This window comes from Bacillus cihuensis (assembly GCF_000504145.1).
Taxonomy (GTDB): domain Bacteria; phylum Bacillota; class Bacilli; order Bacillales; family DSM-1321; genus Peribacillus; species Peribacillus huizhouensis.
The window spans coordinates 320,338-341,214 of record NZ_KI632498.1 but is presented as its reverse complement, the minus strand read 5'-3'; the positions used below and the strand labels follow the sequence as shown (position 1 = coordinate 341,214).

Below are 20,877 nucleotides of genomic sequence, written 5' to 3'. Positions count from 1 at the left end.
ACATGAAGGAATTATTCCCTGCTAAACAAGTAATGGGCTTTGTATTTTCTTTGATTTTGAGTGCAGTGGCTCTTTTAGTTTACTTCGTAGATATGTCGTTTGTAGTAGGCATGACCATCTTTATTCTGACAGCATTCATACAAGCAGCTGTTCAACTAGTTGTGTTTATGCATGCTCGTGAAACTAATGATAGCAAGTCCATCTTTACGACTCTATATTACTCAGTATTCTTAGCTTTAGCTACCGTCTTCGGAACATTACTATGTATGATCTGGGGTTGGAATTATTGATACGGAACAACTTGGAAAGCAGAAGACGTATGATGAGCTTTTGAAGATGAAGAGGGTGTTAAAGTGGATTTATTTTGGTTTTAGAGATTAATAAAATGATTAGAAGTTACCTCACCTGCATTTTTGGTGAGGTTTTTAATGGATTTTGGTGCTATTTTTTGTGCCTCATCTTCTGAACAAATTAGTTCCTTTATTTTTTCATTTATATGATACTGTATCTTTTCAGCTTTAATTAAATTTCTCTTAATAAGTTTTTCGAATTCTTGTTCCTTAATGTTTTCTATATCGTCTATATCTAAATTGGGCCATTCATTCCTTCCTTGAATCTGTTTTTTGTCAAACACAGTTTTAAATATCCTCTCTAGTTCTGTAGGATTCTTTGAGAAGATTATAGCAGATATTGGATAGGCTACACTTAGTTGGACAGAATTTTTAAGGTCAAGTAGACTACAATTAATATAGTTGAGGAGAATCTACATGACTAAAAGAGAACGCTGAACATATACGGAAGAGTTCAAACAACAAATGGTGCAGCTGTACCAAAATGGGAAACCAAGAAAAGAAATTATTCGTGAGTATGACCTTACTCTTTCTTCTTTAGATAAGTGGATAAACCAGTGTCAGAATACCGGTTCTTTTAAGGACAAAGATAATCTAGCGGCGGAACAACTCGATTATTTCTTAACAATGCCCTAATACCCTTTATGTTCAAAAATACTTTTTCTTTCATTATAAGAATACCCCTTCAGATAACCATATCCAAAGGGGCAAAGCATCACGACTTTATTCAAACAGCACATCTTTTTTTATATACATCCTGACATTATTTTGAATACAAATCTATAAGTGCAATTATGGGCAAGGTAATATTTATCTTTTCAAACTCAAGCATAAAGTTTCCTAAAATAAAATAAAGCATAAAGCTTCCAAACGGAAATTTTATGCTTTACGTCACATTAATATAATAGTAATTCCACCGTATGTATTTGGTGGAGACGGTGGGAATCGAACCCACGTCCAGACATAACGGCACTTAAGCTTCTACGAGTGTAGTCGACATATTATTGTTTCACTTACTCGTTTGCCTATCGACAGGCGGCAGAGCAGCTAGTCTGTTTAGTCTCTTCCTTCTTCCTCAGACGGTGGAATCCGGCGTAGCCCACTTAGAGTGAGTCCCTTACCCTACCACATGGGCCATGGAGGGAGGAACCGCTATCGACTGTTATTAAGCAGCGAAAGCGAAGTTGTTGTTTTGTTTGCCAGTTATAGGCGTTGACGTTTTAACGAGGCCGATCCCCTCGACTCGCAACCTAAGCTCGAACTATCCCTGTCGAATCCGTAGCGTCCCCAAGTATAAGAATGGAGCGTACGAGAGATGAATCGTCAGCTTATTTGCTGATATTCAGTTGTCATCGTCGGTACAAGATTTATTATAGCAGATTCCAAAGGAAAATCAATTGTAAGGTTTTGTAAGCGGACATAGGGCGGGTCTTAGCAACTTAAATAAATGTTGTTTAATATTTGGCTAAGAATTTTTATCATTTTATTCTTATAATCATTTATGCTATTACCAGCCCTATCACACATACCATGTTGGATTTTTGTAAGGTCATCTAGTAGATTTTTTTGGTGATGGTCATAAAATAAAATGATGCTTCCCGCAACAATTTGTTCATCCTCTTCCCATGAATGTTGAATAAGAGCATCTCTCACAAGGTCTCGAACCGCTTCCGAGCGATTTTCATACCCTCTTTGTTTGACTAAACTGTCAAGCTTCCGGAGTAAATTACTCTCCATAGATGGGGTCCTGCGGGCAAAACGCGGATATTATACGGTAGACATTTTTCAAAGAAAATGTTAAAACTGATTTACCATTTCATCAAAGTTACTCATAAAAAATAACCCTTTAGAACTCAACTGATAATTTAAAGCATAAGTCACATTTTCAGATCATCGTTAGTTCATTAACGACCGATCTAACAAATTATTTTTGCCGATCTTCATTATCCCAAGATAGTCATGAAACTAAAAACGGACTTACCGTAATCGGCAAGTCCGTGTATCTATTCGTATTTAGCCACCAACATTATGTATTTGGTGGAGACGGTGGGAATCGAACCCACGTCCAGACATAACGGCACTTAAGCTTCTACGAGTGTAGTCGACATATTATTGTTTCGCTTACTCGTTTGCCTATCGACAGGCGGCAGAGCAGCTAGTCTGTTTAGTCTCTTCCTTCTTCCTCAGACGGTGGAATCCGGCGTAGCCCACTTAGAGTGAGTCCCTTACCCTACCACATGGGCCATGGAGGGAGGAACCGCTATCGACTGTTATTAAGCAGCGAAAGCGAAGTTGTTGTTTTGTTTGCCAGTTATAGGCGTTGACGTTTTAACGAGGCCGATCCCCTCGACTCGCAACCTAAGCTCGAACTATCCCTGTCGAATCCGTAGCGTCCCCAATATAAGAATGGAGCGTACGAGAGATGAATCGTCAGCTTATTTGCTGATATTCAGTTGTCATCTTCGGTACAAAATTTATTATAGCAGATTCCAAAGGAAAATCAATTGTAAGGTTTTGTAAGCTGACATAGGGCGGGTCTTCGCACCGCCACCATTGTGATTAGGTAAGTGTAGCGCACTACACGATTTAGCCTTCATGGTTAATGGTAACGTTATAACACAATAAAAGTTTTGTGAATCCCTACATCTTTTGCCGATCTCGAAATGCACGTTCAATATCTCGTTTCGCTTCTTTCCTTTTCAAATCTTCCCGCTTATCATATTGTTTCTTCCCTTTACCAAGTCCAATTAACACTTTGGCAAAACCATTTTTCAAATAGACTTTCAAAGGAACAATCGTGTACCCAGTTTCCTTTGTCTCTCCGATTAGTTTATTAATTTCTTTTCGATGAAGCAACAGCTTTCTCGTACGGAGCGGATCATGGTTATAACGGTTTCCCTGCTCATACGGACTGACATGCATATTGTGTAAATAGAGTTCTCCTCTATCAATTTTCGCAAAGGAATCTTTAAGATTCGCTTTTCCAGCACGAATGGATTTAATTTCTGTTCCTTGCAATACGATGCCCGCTTCAAACGTTTCTTCTATAAAATAGTCATGATATGCTTTTTTATTTTGTGCTAATTGCTTACCTGTGCCTTTTGGCATCTTAATCTCCCCTTAAAAAAACTAGTCCGCGTCCCAAAAAGGGGCTTTAGCTTGCACTCGATACACAGTTATAGTGGTATTTAACTAACAATGTATCGTTGCAGGCTCTGACCGTTTTTGGGACAGCTTCCCTGTATTTATCCCGCCTTTACGGGCAGTAAATCCCCCTACCTCTAAGCTAGAGGAATCGAAGAAGTTTAGGTAGGGGACAAACGCCCGTTAAAGTTCGATTGTTTCACTAACAATCAGTGGGGGATGAAGAAACCCCACTGATTGAAGTTTCACTTTATCTCTTTTTGGGTTTCTTTTTCCGTTTTGCTGCTGGAGCGTTTTCGAAGAATTTTTTCTTCTTTTTCGCCTTGCTTGCAGATCCTTCACCGTTAGTTGCATTGCGTTTTCTGCCGCCTTGACTATTCCCTCTACGGCTTCCGCCTTTACTCTCGTCTTGGTGATCCCCTTTACGTCGTCTACTTGCTCCTGCATTGGCTTTAAAGATTTTCTTTTCTCCTGATATCCGCGGACGACTATTAATCATTCCAAGAATTTCAAAATCTACCGCACGTTCATCTTTGTTCACATTGGCAACTCGAATAGAGATTTCGTCGCCGATTCGGTAAACTTTCGCTTTTCGTTCCCCAATCATCGCCAACTGTCTCTCATCGAAGCGATAGTAATCATCTGACATCGCACTTACATGAACAAGACCTTCAATTGTATTAGGGAGCTCAACGAACATACCAAAATTCGTTACTGAACTGATAATCCCTTCAAATTCTTCACCAATTTTATCAAGCATGAATTCTGCCTTTTTCAAATCATCTGTTTCACGTTCTGCATCTACGGCACGACGCTCGCGTTTTGACGTATGGTCGGCAATCTCACCAAGCTGCGCATCCCATTTCGCTTGTGTTGCATCATCCATTTTCCCTTCAATTAAATAGGTCCGTATGAGTCGATGGACGATTAAGTCTGGATATCGTCGAATTGGCGATGTAAAATGTGTATAGAACTCTGTAGAAAGACCAAAGTGACCTAGACTTTCTGGGTCATATTTAGCTTGTTGCATCGACCTTAGCATGACGGTTGAAATAACCATCTCTTCAGGCTTACCTTGTACTTCCTCAATAATCGTTTGTAATGCTCTTGGATGGACCGAATTCGCACTTCCTCGAACAATATAGCCAAAGTTCGTAATAAACTCAAAGAATCGTTGCAGCTTTTCTTCCTTAGGATCTTCATGGATCCGATAAATAAATGGCACCTTCAGCCAATGAAAATGCTCGGCTACTGTTTCGTTCGCCGCTAGCATAAATTCCTCAATTAGCCGCTCTGCGACAGATCGCTCACGAAGAACTACATCATTCGGATGGCCATCTTCATCAACAAGAACTCTCGCTTCTTTAAAATCAAAATCAATCGCACCACGTTCCATCCGTTTTTTACGGAGAATCGCTGCCAGTTTTTCCATATCTTGAAACATCGGAACGAGCGGTTCATAGCGTTCCATTAATTCTTCGTCTTGATCGACAAGGATTTTTCTTACATCATCATATGTCATTCGTTCAGTTGTTTTAATCACACTTTCAAATATCTCGTGATTAACTACCTGTCCTGCTTCATTGATTTCCATTTCACATGATAATGTGAAACGGTCGACTTTTGGATTTAAAGAGCAAATGCCGTTTGACAAACGATGTGGAATCATCGGAATCACACGGTCTACTAAATAAACGCTCGTTCCTCTTTCAAATGCTTCACGATCGAGTGGTGAATTCTCCGTTACATAATGGCTAACATCTGCAATATGTACGCCAAGCTTATAATTTCCATTCTCAAGCTTTGTCACCGTAACAGCATCATCCAAGTCTTTGGCGTCAGCTCCATCAATTGTTACTAACGTCTCATTTCGTAAATCACGTCGATTACCTATTTCACTTTCTTCAATGGTATCAGGAACAGCCTGAGCTTGCTCCAAAACATCCTTAGGAAATTCAAGTGGTAATCCGTGCTTGTGAATGATCGATAAAATATCAACCCCTGGATCATTTTTATGCCCAAGAATTTGGATAACTTCACCTTCAGCACTCGTTCTACCCTCAGGGTACGAAGTCAAGCGAACAACAACTTTGTGGCCTTCCACTGCACCGCTAGAAACATTTTTTGGAATAAAAATGTCATTAGCAATTTTCTTATCATCTGGAATAACAAAACCAAAGTTTTTGCTTTCTGAATATGTCCCAACAACTTCCTGAATGCCTCGTTCGATAATTTTTTCAACCGTACCTTCTTTTCTAGATCCAGAACTTTCTGTTGCTACTCTTACCAATACAACATCGCCATGCATGGCGTTTTTTGTTTCATTTGGCGGAATGAAAATATCATCGCTACCGGGTTCATCGGGTGTGACAAAGGCAAAACCTTTCGCATGTCCTGATAATTTTCCACGGATTAAATTCATTTTTTGCGGCAAACCGTAACGGTTGGCACGAGTGCGGATGACAAGCCCTTTTTCCTCCATTTTCACTAGTGCTTTAACAAAGTTTTTGAAATCAGCTGAATCTTCAATGCCTAATGCCTCTTCTAACTCTTGTACCGTTAACGGCTTGTATGCTTCTTCTTTCATATAAGAAAGAAGCTTATCCATATAATCACGGATTTGATCTTCCATCATATCCCTCCTTGGCAGGGTAATTTATCCAGGTATAACAAGCTTTATTCCTCCCACCTCGATTTTGGTAGGATGGGAGATAAACAGCCTGTAAATCCCGATTGTGAGATAGTGAAACTTACCGCTGTGATCTTCAGCGGTTTAGTTGAGGCCCACAGCTCAGCCCCGTTGTACATAGTCTGAGTTCGTACGGTCGATGGATCGAAGCAAATGCAAAATCCTTGCGACAGTAGAACGGGACTAACCATCAGTGAGGATGCCTCCTCACTAATAGAAGTTTCACTTAATAATTGTATAAAGGTTATTCAGACCGACCAATCTAAGCTTTCTAGAAATTGGTATACGTCTTCATGAAGCTGCTCTTTCTCTTTATCAAATGTAATGATATGACCAGATTCTTCATACCATTTCAGTTCCTTTTTATCTGATTCAACTTCATTGTAAATAATATTGGCACTATCTGTATTAATCATCGTATCATGTCTACCTTGAACAACGAATGTCGGGGCATAGACATGATCAACATGATTCCGAACATCTGCCATAAGATCTCGTAATGCTGCTAATGTATTCATCGGCGTCTTCGCAAACTGTTCCATTTCCATTTCAATTTGTTCAGGCGTTTTTCCTTCATGTTTTTTAAATTCTCTTGCATATGCTAAAACACCTTGATACATCTTTTCTTCACTTTTTAAATACATCGGTGCGCACATCGTTACAATACCCTTTACAGGTACAGTGTAACCTAATTTTAATGAAAATACCCCTCCTAAGGATAGGCCGGCAACCGCAATTTCTTCATAGCCATTATGCTTTAGAAAATCATATCCCATCATCACATCTTTCCACCAATCAGAAGGACCGGTAGAAACAAGTTCTTCAGGAGGGACGCCATGCCCTTTATAATGAGGAGCGTGGCTTGTATAACCCCGTTTTTCTAAATATCGACCTAGCATCCGCACATCTGAAGAATTCCCAGTAAATCCGTGTAATAAGAGTACTGCACGCTTCCCGCCTTCAAACGTAAATGGCTGAGGCAACTTAATTTTCATTGTATAAAACTCCTTTATGCTTAATCTGCTCACGTTATTTTCGTTTCATCAATCGATTGATGAATACGTAAATAGTATGGAAGAAACCCAATTTTTCCTTATATGTACTGCCCTTTTATCTTTTAATTAATCGTTTGATTAAATATTCATATTAAATATTAAAACAAAAAAAGCAATTTCAAGCTATTCGAAAGACTTTAATTGGGTAGTATAAGAGTATTCAACTAATTCATCCCGGTTAACAGGCTGTAATACCTCAAGGTAAAGTTTGCGTTTAGCAACACTATTACAGGACTAACTATCAGTGGAGGATGAAACCCCTCCAATAATAGAAGTTTCACTTAATGCTCAATTGTATACTTATAGAAAAAATTACCATAATTTATTTCCGTAAAAAAAGCCTGGCCATTAAGCCAGACGATTTCTGAGATCTTATATTATAACCCAACGTACGTTACCGCTAGTGTCAAAATAAAGAATAACACAGATAGCACAATTGTTAATCGATGTAAGACTAAATCTAGACCACGGGCCTTTTGTTTCCCAAACAATTGTTCAGCACCACCGGCAATTGCACCAGATAATCCAGCACTTTTCCCTGATTGGAGAAGAACACTTGCAATCAAACCTATTGAAACAATAATTAATAATGTTACCAATATGGTATGCAACATGAATTATACCTCCCGAAACAATTAAGCATTAATTTAACTTTACCACATTGTCAGCTACTCCACAATAAATGATTAGATAAAGTGAAACTTCCGTAAGTGAGCGCACTTCCCACTGATGGTTAGTTGAACCAATCGGGGTTTTACAGGCTGCCTTTTACCAACTTGCTACTTAAAACGAGAATTTTACAGCCTGTTAAACCGGGATAAAGTGAAACTTCAATCTGTGGGGGTTCCACTGATTGTTAGTTCACCAATCGGCTTTTTACGGGCAGCTTGTCCCCAACCTATGCTTCTTCGATTCCTCTAAGCCTTGAGGTGGGGATCTTGACTTTCAGTTAATGCCGGAGAAAAGGAATTCGATACAATTATTTAATGAAATGAGGGGATTCTATGTTTCATAAGTTTATTCGACTATTAGATATCATTGCTCTTTTCTTTTCTATTATAGCCGTGTATGCCATCTTTAACTCTGGTAGTATGAATATTGTAAATATCCTATTTATCGTGATCTCACCTACTCTGCTTCTTCTATCAAAATTTAAAGGAAGTAGAACCTTATTATTTTTTGCCTATGTATGCAGTTCTATCTTTTTCCTATCCGTTTTGTATAATGGCTTTTTCACTCAAGATGATTTTTTTCACTCCGGTCTCCTTGCTGTCGGTATTAGTTTATTAGCCATTATCTTCAGTATCTTCGCTGCTGTCATCGGTTTTGGGACAAGCACTTTAACGATTGTTTGGCTTACACTACACGGACTTGTCGTTTATGAAGCCTTACAATTGGCTGGTTTAGGTGGTTTTTTAGCCACCTTTTGGTCACAAAAAGCGATTGAAACAGCCATTTCAAATGATTATGCTTTCCTTCTGATGTTTGTATGGATTGGCTTGTTTCTTGACAAATACGAGAAAGCAATCGTCCGCGAATACATTTCCAGATAATAACACATACATATTATTTCATTTCCAATCACTTTTATGTTATATAAGAATAATGACCAGTAAAATTGGAGGCTTTAAATATGTCAAAAACCAGCATGGCTACCATGCTTTTATCAGCATTATTAATCACTGCTAGTGGATGTTCACATAATGACAATTCTAACGTTCAAGAACCTACAACCAAAAAAGAGAAGTCAGTTCAAGCAGAAACATCTAAAACCAAAGGCATTGCTAGTGCCGATCACAATCCAGCCGTACCTGTTACCGTTATGGATCCTGATGCAATTCCTGTTTTAATCAATAAAGAAAATATGCTTCCGGATAACTATAAGCCGGCTGACTTGGTTTATCCAGATGTTAGATTCACTTTTACTGAAAAAATTGAAAAACGAATGATGAGAAAAGAGGCTGCTGATGCGCTTGAGTCACTATTCCAAGCTGCTGACGAACAAGGAGTACCACTTGCAGGTGTATCTGCTTATCGTTCTCAAAAAACACAAACAAGTCTATTCAATCATTATGTTGAGAAAGATGGACTTGAAGCCGCTTTACTCTATAGCGCTACCCCTGGAACGAGTGAGCACCAAACAGGACTAGCCATCGATGTCACATCTTCAGATGGTTCTTGCGCTGTAGAAGATTGCTTTGGCAAAACAGACCAAGCCCAGTGGCTTGTTGACAACGCACCAACCTATGGATTTATCATCCGCTATGAGGAAGGCAAAGAATCCATTACAGGATATAAGTATGAACCATGGCATCTCCGTTATGTAGGCCAAAAATTAGCACAAGATTTAACAGATCGAGGCATAACATTAGAGGAATATTACCAATCAAATGTAGCGGTTAAATAAGAAAGAAACCAATTCAGCTTTACAAATACTTTTTTTCAAAAAAAGAAAACTCCTTTTTAGAGGTCAGCTTTGTTTTAAAAACAAGACCAGGATCTCTACAATAGGAGTTTTTTTATTTAATAAATTTTAACGCTAAAAGTTCCATATATGACAGTATTTCGATTACAAATAGTTATAATTGTCTTTTAAGTTTTTCCCAAAAATAGGTTATCGTTGAATCTGCCCTACTTTTCTAATTTCTTATTTTAATAAGCCAATTCTCAATCCTAAAAGTGGTAGTAAAACTGAAACTGTGATGATAGTAAATGTAAATACTAGAATTCTAATTCGCTTACTTACTAGTATTTTTGTTTCTACTGTGTTTAATATGATGATGAATCCACAAACTAAAATGATACTATATATTCTGGTTAGATAATCATTAACATATTTAGTAGCAAAAAAAGAACATATAACTATCGTTGATAAAATAACAAATTGAAAATAAAATAACGTAATTATTTTCTTCATTCTACACTGCCCCTACTTTCCTCTCTCACTGGATCAAGAGAAAATACAGCACGGCTATAATATCAAGTCAGCAAATAATCCAATTTAGTCTCCACATCGTGTCGGTAACCGTTATAACGAGATGGATTATTTTCTACCATTTTTAAGTTAAATAGTTCCCCATGCATCATAATATGAAGCAACAACCGTATACCACAACTAGTAACTAAGCAAAGAATCTCTCCCCTGTAACTAGTAATATTAAAATCCCTGGACCTTGATTAGTCATGTGAATGAAGCATCGTTATCATACATATTCTTTTTAACTATGATTGAATTGAGCATTTCACTCATACACATGATTTCATTCGTAATAATAGTACACTTTTCCATTGCCACACTTCAAATGGCATCGCGTTTAGATTTTCCCTCATAAAAAATTTTAAAATCGCTCTTCCTCTAAACTTTTTTAAGAAAACTACCAAGCGATCCCGTGATAGAAAATCTGCGTCGATTATTGACACAGTATCTGGTCCCCTCCACTAACCACTTTTCCAAATTACTTAAGCAGATTTATTCACCGTGCAATCAACAATTGACACTATTTTTACTAGTTCCCCAGTTAAATCAAGAAAAGGAAGTTGAATAGTATTGTCGAGTGTTCTGACATTTAGTAAATATGGATAAAACGGACTACTTTCTTCATCTAATTCAGCCATATTAAGTATCTTAATAAGAGTATTGTATAGTAAAGGGATGTCATTAATTCTCTTAAATGGATTCAAAAATAAACGTGTTATTTCTTCGAGATAAGATTGCCATATATCTATTAGTAACTTTGTTCCCTTATCAGGGCTAAATCGATATTGCTCAACCTCTCCATCATCATCTATAAAACTTTGGTAAGCAGAAGAACCGTTCATTTGTAAAAAATCCCCTGTATATAATACATCTTTGTAATTTATGACAAACTTTAAGTCTCTCCGATAAAAATTGAATTCCCCATTTGTGATTACTCGTTTTAACAAGTAATCTAAAGCTTGTAATTGTTGAACTGAATACATATGAACTATTCACTTCCCTTTCATCTTAACTTAAGGCTCTTTTCTAAAAAAATTGTTTTGCAATTGATGTTTTACGTAAAAAGGATGATTGGATAGGAAAGTACAAGACCCTGAGGGAATAGAAGAAAAGATGTGGCCCACAGCACCCTCTGCTGAGGAGGCTCAGCACCCTGCCCCCTGGATCGCAAGGGACCTAGAGAGGGAATGAACCTTTCCACAAGATTTATTAGAAAACAACAAACTTTCTGAAAAAACCTAACCCAAAGAGAATTTTACCATACTTAACCATCCGTTATCACTGATTTAATTTATTATTTTCTTTCATAATGTGTTGGTAAATTACAATAAATCATAATTTATAGTGTCAGTTATCCTTATGGAATGGTAGTTAGTCTTTAATTCAAATAAAAAACCTCCTACTTTATGTGTTATACTCTCACATAAAATAGGAGGTTTAGTTTTAACGATTGTACGACATCATTTAGTCGTCAATCATTCAACTCAAATTATTTTTTCAAGTTGTAGAAAGATTTGATTCCATCGTATACTGCTAATTCGCCAAGCTCGTCTTCGATGCGAAGAAGTTGGTTGTATTTAGCGATACGGTCTGGTCTGTAAAGTAGTTATAAACACGATTCCTTGATATAACAGCATTTATTTAGCATTTCCCTGATTTATAAAGTTGTGATATTGCATAACTCACATACTGTTTCTTCTATTATATATAAGTTGTGTATGTGATAATTCAATTATATCACATCAGGGAAAAATTTAACAAATTTTCTTAATTACAATTGCAAATAAAATCAAGCACCGATATATTGGACAATCAGACCTTTTAATTTTTCATGTTTCTTGTATCTTGCTTTCAGAGGTTCACCGCTTGAAACTAATCTGTTCATCATGCTTGGACTGACATTATACTCATTCTTCATGATTTCCGATAGTTCATTCTTTGAAGATGCTTCAATTCGTTTTCCGTTTGGAAATATTGCTACAATAGGTTTTGAACAATTATGATCTGCCCCAGTTTTACCGTACAAATGATTTCTTTCTCCTCTATGTGCTTCCGATAACTTATTCTTGTGTTTATCGGAAAATTTCCTACCGTACATTGAATTGTTTTTACCTTTTCCTCTTTCACTAATTTTCTGCTTAATTATATCAGCATGACTTTTGCCAATATTTATGTTCGCCCTGCATTGTCCGATACTTTTATAATATGCAGTCAACTCTTTTTCAAATTTATACGCCTCTTCTTCATCATCGAACCGTTTTACAATCTCAATTTTAATCAGCGATTTATTATCGCCCACAATTTTCTGCCATTGTTCATTTCTATGTGAAAAATACTTTCTGCTTCCAGACCCTTTTCCCACATAAACCACTTCATCATTGAGCATGTGAAGATAAACATAATATTTTCCTTTCATTGTATAATTCCTCCAATAATTCAAGTGCCATTATTGTATTGAGGAATATCTAATAGTAAAGGAAAATCCTATATTTATTTTTGAATATTAATATTCAATTAATAAGGGTGTATATATGATCTATATAAATTGTATATACATAATACGGATGTTTTATATAGATTATATATACACAATGACCCACTCTCGCCAGTTGAGTGAGCCACTAAACAAACAGTTAAATATTGGAGGTTAAATTATGAATAAAATAGAGCCTACTATCCTCCTTCTGGGAACAGTTTTCCCGATTAAAATATAGAAAAGTTTTGGAATGTACTATTATTATATTGTGTTCCTATCATTTGTAAGGATAAAAAGCAAAAAATAAAAAACGATACAGAATCAACCTCCATAGATATATAAGTGTCTATAGAAGATTGAACTTGTATCGTTTCCATTATACCAATGGATCACCAATTGGATTTTTCTGCTAAAATTATGATTTTACTGACTTTCATAGCCAAACCCTACTTCGATATTATTTCATTTTCAAGGTTGTATTTAAAAATAAGTTCCACCAGTCTATGTCCGTCTATCAAAGTTATATTGATATTTATATCTGGATCTTTTAATTTTTCTACATGGCGAATTACATCAGCAGTATACCTAGTTGTAGTAAAATAATATCCCTGTTTCGCTTTTCTTAAAACAAGAGCCCCTATGAAATCACGTAACGCTCCTATCGGTACAGGTCTGTTGTTTTTACATTTTGATTCAAAATAGACTTTTGTTTCGTCGCTTTCGCCCAAATAAATGATACCATCAACGCCACCATCATTATTTGGCGGTGTTAACTTTACTTTTGAAAAATCTACATTTAATACGTTGGATAAAATCAACCCTGAAATATACTCAAAAAAGTGAGGATCATTTTCATTTATATCTTTTATTTTCTGCAAAGACTCATCGTATATGTTTAAAGGTACTTGGCAAGTCGATTCTATTTCTCTTTTGGCTTCCCTAACTTTCCTTTTTTTAATTAAATCCGTTAAATCACGATTTGTAATCCCCTTTGGTTTTGTTGCTAATAACTCTCTCGCAGTATCAGTTGTTTTAAACGGTTTATCGCTTGGAATAATTAGATCAGCTTCAATTAGTCGCTTTTTTGAAAAACTTACTTGTGAGTAGAACTTTCTAGTGCCACTGGGAACTCGTTCATTTAGCGCTTTATCAGATAAACGAAACTCTTGTCCCAACACTTCGACAGCATCTTTTAACCGATTAACAGAATTATTGTGAATCAGTTTTAATAATGGCAAATGGATTTCATCATATCTGGGCAAGGCCATTTACAACATCCTTTCGATTTACTTTTATTTGTAATCGAAGAAATATTGTGTATTTATATCCCATTATAACCATTTCACTTCCAAAATTAACAACATAAATCTATACGTTATTATATAAATACAAAAAACCGTTTCCTAGTAGACTGAAATACAGACCAGGAAACGGATTCATAATTAATTTAATACTTCTTCTTTTATTGCAAAAGCTTCTTGTAACACAGCTTTCATTAGTTTTTCTGCTTCTTGTTTTGATTGTTCAATATTTGCTTCTAATTCATCACATAATTCCATTAATTCATTTATCTTTTGAACTATTCGTTTTTGTTCATTTAAAGGTGGGATAGGAAAATATAATTTACCTATTTCTGTTGTATTTATATTTTTAACTCCTGTTGTTGTACGAATTGGTAATTCAATTTGACGCCTCACAAAATTAGAATTTAATATCAAATTTATATAATTAGTATCAATATATTGGGTAAAAATACGAACTCTAATTAAGTAACCAGCAAAACAAAAACCTTCTTCTTTTTCTCTAATAATCGCACTTCTTCCCACTAAAGAGGTGCTACCATTTGAACGTATTACCAATAAATCATCTTTAAATAACTTCAGTTCATTGAGCTCTCTGTCATCTAATATTGCATATTTTAAGTCATCGTGAGTAATAATTGAACTTGATATATTAGGTATTCTTAAAACCGGAGTACCATTTTTTTTATAGTCACATTTTTTTGAAGTGCCATATCTAATACTTTTCATAATTGAAGAAAATCTTACCCATTCCCATCCCTTAAGTAAGTCAAAGGGTTTCTCTTCATCTGTAATTTGTGGTAATGGTTTTTCTTTTTTTATTTTCTTTTCTTTAATTAATCGATCTTTTACAATTTGGATCTTTTCAAGTAGAACACTCGCTGGTTCATCACTTTCATCTTGCTGAACTAACTTTCCTTGAATAGCATCTTGTAGGATAGAGTCTCTATAAGCTTCTACTAATTGTTGCTGTTTGTCCAATTCGTTATTTAATAATTTTACCTGTTCGCTAAATGTTTTTATCGTTTTGAGAGCTATTTCCTGCTCTTGTACTGATAAATCAGGAATATCAATTTTACACAAGTCATCAAATCTTAAAGCATCGCGAACGCCACCACGATTACCATACCAGCGAATTAAGTTCATACCTATGTCACTTTTAAGATAGTGAAGCAAAAATTCGGTTAATAATGTGCCTTTAGTTTCAAAAACAATATAGGCCGGACTAACTAATCCTTCTTGTTCATTACCAGTTAGTCCAATTGACCCTATGTTAATACGATATGGGTTATAAGCAAATTGATTACCCTTTAAAACGATATATTTACTTAAATCATCACTTGCTTTAATTCCTGTAATTGTAATACCTTCGTTCTTTGTAACACCAAAAACTGTAGTATTCAATTCACCTTCAAAATCTTTTAATTTTTTATTTATACGGATTATATCATCGCCTAATTTTCTTGTAGGGAAAGAAAGTTCAATCATTTTACCATCCCCTTAAAATTTTCCAAAATTAAAATAGACTTTTTTAGACTTACTTCTAAATTTTCTAATATATCTATCGAGGTTTGATATTCTCCTTCAAAAGTACGATTAGGATTCTTATAATCAAGGTTATAGTTACTTTTAAGAATATCTTCTAAAGAAATTTTCCAAGCAAAGTCATTTTCAATTCTAGTATTCCACCATTCAATTTCAGGAGTAAATTCTTCTAAACGTATAGGTTTGGTTTTCGTATAGTTTTTATATCCATTCGGTAGTTGGTGTTCATAAAACCAAACTTCTTTTGTTGGACCTGTTTTATCAAAGAAAAGTAAATTTGTTGTAATTCCTGTATATGGTGAGAAAACACCATTTGGTAAACGAACTATTGTATGCAGGTTAAATTCGCTTAGCAATTTCTCTTTAATATTTCGTTTTACACCTTCAGTCCCAAATAAGAATCCATCAGGCAATACTACACCAGCTTTACCATTTTCTCTTAATCGTTCCATAATCATTACCATAAACAAATCTGCTGTTTCTGACGTATGAAATTCCTTTTTAAAATTATTTTGAACAGATTTTTCTTCTACTCCACCAAATGGCGGATTCATGCCAACCTTATCAACTTTCTGTTCATCTGGAATATCACGAGTATCAATTTCAAGCGAATTATCACGTTTAATTTTAGGGGCATCTACACCATGCAAAATTAAATTTGTTACTGCTAGTAAGTGTGGCATAGGTTTCTTTTCAATACCGATTATTTCATTAAATACTGCCTCTTCTCCACCTGTAAGTTTATATTCTGGTTGCTTTTTCATATGTTCCAATGCACATGTTAAAAATCCACCTGTACCACATGCAAAGTCAGCAAACGTTTCACCTACTTTAGGATCTAACATTTCAACAATAAATTCCGTTACTGCTCGTGGTGTGTAATATTCTCCACTGTTTCCTGCACTTTGTAAGTCTTTTAAAATCGTTTCGTAAATATCATTAAAAGCGTGTCGCTCTTCATAAGACCCAAAATCAATTTTCTCCATTACATCTACAACTTGGCGAATTAATGTACCGTTTTTCATATAGTTATACGCATCTTCAAAAACATATTTTACAAGAGCTGCACGTTCTTCTGTATGCTCGTCAATGACCAATTCTTTTAATGTAGGGAACAATTTTTCATTTATAAAATCAACAAGCTCTTCACCTGTCATAGCTTGCCCATTTTCATCTGGCTTTGCCCAGTCACTCCATTTTAAACCTTCTGGTATGATGGAAGCATAATTATCTTCAAATACTTCCCACTCTTCTTCTTCTTTAGAATCATATATTTTTAGGAATAACATCCATACTAATTGTGAAATACGTTGAGCATCTCCATCAACACCTGGATCTTGCCTCATAATATCTTGTATAGATTTAACAAAAGTTGAAATTGACATTTGACCTAACCTCCCACTTATCATTATGTAAGTATAGCATAATGGTTGTATGCTAAAATGCAAAAAAATTGGAACACATTTTATAATTAATATGTGCTCCAATCAATATTCAACTTATATCAAATAGCTCTTTTTCTAATTCTTTTACGGCTCTATTCCACCCATCTTTTCCACCAAAAGCTTTTATTAAATCCTTTGGTTTTCCGATTTCTTGGAATGGTTCAAGTCGCAACACTTTGGCATCGTCTAAGTTATAGACCCCTTCATTCATGTATTTTTCTAAAAGGTTTTCGAGCACTTTTTGTGCAACTTCTGAATATTTCCCGAAGTAATTTCGTTTTTTCACATTGTTGGCTCGTTCTTTTCTAGTCAGTGGCTTCATATCGTAGGCTATATGACAAATCAGGTCAAAATCATCAACATCATTTAAACCTGTTTCTTCACGCAAAGCATCTAAAATAACTCCATGTTCTTTTAATTCCTCGATGATTGCTTCTTTACGTCCCTCTGAGTTCCAACGTTTCAAAAATTCGTTTAAATCAGCAAATTCTTCTTTTATATTGCGCTTAGTGTAATCCTTTAGCGATTCTGTTACTAATTTTCCATCTTTATCGTAATATTGAACACGTTCATGTATTAGCATTACTTCAACATCGTTTACATAAATTTTTCTTCCTGGCTCAGTATCATCTCCACTATCATCATTGCCATCACTACCATCGTTGCCTGTATTTCCACCTTTGCCACCCTTACCTCCTGTATCACCTTCACCTTCATCATCCCCACCATCAACTGGGATAGGATCTCCGTCAAAATCAGGGTCAGCAAATTTACTGGAAACATCACGAAAATCCAACAAGTTGAAATAATACTTATCATGCTTTTCATTAATTCTTGTTCCACGACCTATAATTTGTTTAAATTCAATCATAGATTCAATTCGAGAATCAATAGCAATAATTTTACAAGTTTTAGCATCTACACCTGTTGTAAGTAGCTTGGAAGTTGTTACAATAGTTGGATATTTGCTTTTTGGATGTATAAAATTTTCTAGTTGAGCTTTGCCTTCGTTATCATCACCAGTAATTTTCATAACATATCTTGAATCTTCTTTTACTAAATCACTGTTTTCATTTACTAAAGCCTGTCTCATACGTTCAGCATGTTCAATATCAATACAGAAGACAATTGTTTTCATAAACCTATCATGTTTTTTAAGAAAGTCTGATATAACTTTAGCAACTAACTCTGTTCGCTTTTCTAATACTAAATTGGTATCATAATCCATTGTATTATAAATACGGTCTTCAATGGCTTTTCCTTCTTTATCAAGTTGACCTTTTTTAGGTCTGAAGCCCATTAAATCTTTATCAAAGCCATAGCGGAATACTTTATACGGAGCAAGGAATCCATCTTCAATTCCTTCTTTTAATGAATAAGTGTAAACAGGATCTCCAAAGTAACCAATATTTGATACTTCTGTTGTTTCCTTTGGTGTCGCTGTAAGTCCCACTTGAACTGCATCTGAAAAATATTCAATAATTTCTCGCCATTGAGAATCTTCTTTTGCGGAGCCACGATGGCACTCATCAATAACAATTAAATCAAAAAAGGATGGCGGAACTTGTTTATAAATTTTATCCTTTTCTTCAGGTCCTGTTAATGCTTGATACAAACCTAGATACACTTCGTAACTAGTATCAATTTTACGATTTTTAATTTTCGTCATTACTTTTTTGAATGGCTTAAAGTCTTGATTCATTGTTTGGTCAACTAAAATATTCCGATCCGCCAGGAAGAGAATGCGTTTTGCTTTTCTCGCTTTCCATAACCGATAAATAATTTGAAAAGCAGTATACGTCTTTCCAGTACCAGTTGCCATAACTAATAATATTCTATTTTGACCTTTAGCAACTGCTTTAATCGTTTCATTCACTGCGTTCATTTGATAATATCGGGGTGTTTTGTCACCCAACTGGATATAATAAGGTTCTGTAATTAATTCTTCTTCTTGAGTATCAATTTGGTCATGTTGCTTGTAACGATTCCATAATTCTTCAGGACTTGGAAACTCGTCTAAACCTATTTGTCGTTCTTTACCTGTTAATCGGTCATGTTCAAGAAAGCCATCACCGTTTGAAGAGTAAACAAAAGGAACTTTTAACATTTCACCGTACCCAATAGCCTGTTGAATGCCACGACCAATAGAATGTTTATTATCCTTAGCCTCAACTACTGCAATTGGTAAATTTGCTTTATGGAATAGTACATAATCGGCTCTTTTTTTAGATCCTCGTGTTACCAAACTGCCACGTACAATAATTCTTCCGTCTGTAATTTGGTATTCTTCTCGAATTTGTTTATGCAGATCCCAACCAGCATTTACGATGGCTGGGGTAATATATTTCGTACAAATATCACGTTCGGTCATGTTGTGTTTATTCATTACAATCTTCACCCCCGTAACTTTCCAGACAAAAAACATTATCTAGGTCAATTTTATCATATTTGTTAAGCTTTTATTTTCAATTTTTAATTACATCTGGTAAATTGAGGTTATGCTTATTATTTCTGCATTTTCCTTATTAAAAAGGAGATTCGAAGGGGAGAAGAACATGACAGCAATTATAGGACATTTGTTTGAGGATGGGGTATTTGTTTCAGCAGATACGCGTAGGATTTCTGAAATAGATACTAATAGGTATAAAAAGAATGTTACGGAAAAGTTCGAAAAAATAATCGCTAGAAAAATCCATAAACTTACAGATACTATAGCTATTGCAGTAGCTGGTACAGCAAGTGATACTGGACCTGTACAGGAAATCCAATGGAATGTAAATAATAGAATGAAAAAAGAACAAATTGAAACGATAATTATTCAAACATTCGCTAAATATCAAATAAATGGAAGTTTTAACGAAATTTTATTATTTGGTATTGATGAAGGTAAGAGCTTCTTAGTACATATAGATCTTACATTAAAAGTGAAAAACCTTGAAACAGGTACATTTATAGGAATTGCCGATGAAGAATATAATCAGGTTGCTGATGATATGGAATTAAAAGCGCAATCAACATTTGACGAAGTACTTTATTTAGATATATGGGCACAATTTTGTTTTAATAAAATAATAAAAGAAACATTACCTAGTCTGGCTAAAGAGGAAGAAGATAAAGGAGAAAAAAAAATTATCCTTTCATCAGTTGACTATCCAATTGATATGGTAATTATCAGAAAAGAAGATCAAACTTTTACTTTTAAAGGAGTAAATACAATCGTAGATAGCACTAACAATATCGAACTGTTTAAGGACGGAATTGAAATCAGTGAGCTTCCTGACGATTCTTTTGCTACTCATATCTGAAAATATTTAATTAAGCAAAGTTATGATAAGACCTCTAAAATGAGAGGTCTTATTTAAAGATAAAAGTTCAATTGGATTTCCCTTTTATTCATAATCATCATCCTCCAGAATGACTAATAGTGGATTGACAGTTGGAACACTTTCAGTTTGCATTTGCTCAAGTTTCTTTTCTTCAATCATTACCTTAGCCATATCATTAGCTAAAGATAATCGAGCATTGAGCGGAATACAAAGTTGTTTCATGCTCTCATTAATTTGCTTGTTGAACTTTTCGAGACGAATCATAAACCGCTCGTAGTTATCGTCTAACATGTCGAGCTTTACAACTTCATCCTCATGTTTGACTTTCATGTGTAAATTGAAAACTAGCGTGTTAAGTGCGATGCTATCCGCTTCAGTGAAGTGGTCGTTTACTTTCTTAAGCTGATTAAATAGCTTTAACATAGGAGCATGATTTTTAGTAACTTCATTCATTTTTGGTTTAGTGGCATTTGTCACCACCAATTGTTCAGCTTCTTGACGAGCACTCCTTTGAGCTGCTGACAAGTTTCTGCGTGAGTTAGCTAGTAATTTCTCTTGTGCCATGCGGT

17 protein-coding genes, 2 other RNA genes and 2 pseudogenes are annotated in these 20,877 nt (G+C 35.3%); 5 read left to right on the top strand and 16 right to left on the bottom strand.

From position 1 onward, the window contains the following. The first annotated feature begins 2 nt into the window (after positions 1–2). Entirely contained in the window at positions 3–290 is a 288-nt protein-coding gene (qoxD, locus tag V179_RS0123480) for a cytochrome aa3 quinol oxidase subunit IV (protein WP_028393633.1), read from the top strand. Positions 291–370: 80 nt separating this feature from the next. Here the strand turns inward: qoxD and V179_RS0123475 are convergent, their stop codons facing one another. Next, the gene (locus tag V179_RS0123475) at positions 371–679 is read right to left on the bottom strand and encodes a GIY-YIG nuclease family protein (protein ID WP_326929561.1); all 309 of its coding nucleotides are present in this window, start codon (positions 677–679) and stop codon (positions 371–373) included. A 109-nt stretch (positions 680–788) separates the two neighbouring features. Between V179_RS0123475 and V179_RS28620 the strand changes: the two are divergent. Next, positions 789–959: pseudogene (locus tag V179_RS28620) on the top strand (transposase); the annotation flags it as partial. Between the two features lie 318 nt (positions 960–1,277). Here the strand turns inward: V179_RS28620 and ssrA (V179_RS30300) are convergent. The 7 genes from ssrA (V179_RS30300) to secG all read right to left on the bottom strand — a co-directional run bounded on the left by ssrA (V179_RS30300) (position 1,278) and on the right by secG (position 7,849). After that, positions 1,278–1,639: a transfer-messenger RNA gene (gene ssrA, locus V179_RS30300) on the bottom strand. Positions 1,640–1,781: 142 nt separating this feature from the next. After that, positions 1,782–2,087, bottom strand: a complete 306-nt coding sequence (locus tag V179_RS28615; RefSeq protein WP_084552220.1) for a ribbon-helix-helix protein, CopG family — start codon at positions 2,085–2,087, stop codon at positions 1,782–1,784. Positions 2,088–2,385: 298 nt separating this feature from the next. Further along, positions 2,386–2,747, bottom strand: a transfer-messenger RNA (tmRNA) gene (gene ssrA, locus V179_RS30295). Between the two features lie 243 nt (positions 2,748–2,990). After that, a complete protein-coding gene (gene smpB, locus V179_RS0123460) occupies positions 2,991–3,458 on the bottom strand; it encodes an SsrA-binding protein SmpB (protein ID WP_028393631.1) in 468 nt (155 codons plus the stop codon). 286 nt (positions 3,459–3,744) lie between these two features. Further along, entirely contained in the window at positions 3,745–6,126 is a 2,382-nt protein-coding gene (gene rnr / locus V179_RS0123455; protein WP_028393630.1) for a ribonuclease R, read from the bottom strand. A 305-nt stretch (positions 6,127–6,431) separates the two neighbouring features. After that, positions 6,432–7,178: an alpha/beta hydrolase gene (locus V179_RS0123445; RefSeq protein ID WP_028393628.1), complete on the bottom strand. Its 747-nt coding sequence runs from the start codon at positions 7,176–7,178 to the stop codon at positions 6,432–6,434. Between the two features lie 437 nt (positions 7,179–7,615). Further along, on the bottom strand, positions 7,616–7,849 hold the full coding sequence (gene secG / locus V179_RS0123440; RefSeq protein ID WP_028393627.1) for a preprotein translocase subunit SecG: 234 nt from the start codon (positions 7,847–7,849) through the stop codon (positions 7,616–7,618). Between the two features lie 393 nt (positions 7,850–8,242). On the opposite strand from secG, the gene V179_RS0123435 reads away from it, so the two are divergent. After that, positions 8,243–8,791, top strand: coding sequence for a hypothetical protein (locus V179_RS0123435; RefSeq protein WP_028393626.1), 549 nt, complete (start codon positions 8,243–8,245; stop codon positions 8,789–8,791). Positions 8,792–8,871: 80 nt separating this feature from the next. Continuing rightward, the gene (locus tag V179_RS0123430) at positions 8,872–9,645 is read left to right on the top strand and encodes a M15 family metallopeptidase (protein ID WP_028393625.1); all 774 of its coding nucleotides are present in this window, start codon (positions 8,872–8,874) and stop codon (positions 9,643–9,645) included. Positions 9,646–10,697: 1,052 nt separating this feature from the next. Here V179_RS0123430 and V179_RS0123415 read toward each other — a convergent pair. The 7 genes and pseudogenes from V179_RS0123415 to hsdR form a co-directional block, all read right to left on the bottom strand. Continuing rightward, a complete protein-coding gene (locus tag V179_RS0123415; protein ID WP_028393623.1) occupies positions 10,698–11,198 on the bottom strand; it encodes a hypothetical protein in 501 nt (166 codons plus the stop codon). 506 nt (positions 11,199–11,704) lie between these two features. Next, a pseudogene (locus V179_RS30290) lies at positions 11,705–11,812 on the bottom strand (hypothetical protein); the annotation flags it as partial. A gap of 192 nt (positions 11,813–12,004) precedes the next feature. After that, on the bottom strand, positions 12,005–12,631 hold the full coding sequence (locus tag V179_RS29335) for an NUMOD3 domain-containing DNA-binding protein (protein ID WP_051405109.1): 627 nt from the start codon (positions 12,629–12,631) through the stop codon (positions 12,005–12,007). Positions 12,632–13,137: 506 nt separating this feature from the next. After that, positions 13,138–13,959, bottom strand: a complete 822-nt coding sequence (locus V179_RS29330; protein ID WP_028393622.1) for a restriction endonuclease — start codon at positions 13,957–13,959, stop codon at positions 13,138–13,140. 174 nt (positions 13,960–14,133) lie between these two features. Continuing rightward, the gene (locus tag V179_RS29325; RefSeq protein WP_051405108.1) at positions 14,134–15,480 is read right to left on the bottom strand and encodes a restriction endonuclease subunit S; all 1,347 of its coding nucleotides are present in this window, start codon (positions 15,478–15,480) and stop codon (positions 14,134–14,136) included. After that, positions 15,477–16,922: a class I SAM-dependent DNA methyltransferase gene (locus V179_RS0123390; RefSeq protein WP_028393621.1), complete on the bottom strand. Its 1,446-nt coding sequence runs from the start codon at positions 16,920–16,922 to the stop codon at positions 15,477–15,479. Before V179_RS0123390 ends, V179_RS29325 begins: the two co-directional genes overlap by 4 nt. A 109-nt stretch (positions 16,923–17,031) precedes the next feature. Further along, complete coding sequence (gene hsdR / locus V179_RS0123385) at positions 17,032–19,368, bottom strand: EcoAI/FtnUII family type I restriction enzme subunit R (RefSeq protein ID WP_028393620.1); 2,337 nt, start codon at positions 19,366–19,368, stop codon at positions 17,032–17,034. Between the two features lie 169 nt (positions 19,369–19,537). On the opposite strand from hsdR, the gene V179_RS0123380 reads away from it, so the two are divergent. Further along, positions 19,538–20,287, top strand: a complete 750-nt coding sequence (locus V179_RS0123380; RefSeq protein WP_028393619.1) for an Ntn hydrolase family protein — start codon at positions 19,538–19,540, stop codon at positions 20,285–20,287. A gap of 84 nt (positions 20,288–20,371) precedes the next feature. Here V179_RS0123380 and V179_RS0123375 read toward each other — a convergent pair whose 3' ends face one another. Further along, positions 20,372–20,872, bottom strand: coding sequence for a hypothetical protein (locus V179_RS0123375; protein ID WP_028393618.1), 501 nt, complete (start codon positions 20,870–20,872; stop codon positions 20,372–20,374). Between the last annotated feature and the right edge of the window lie 5 nt (positions 20,873–20,877).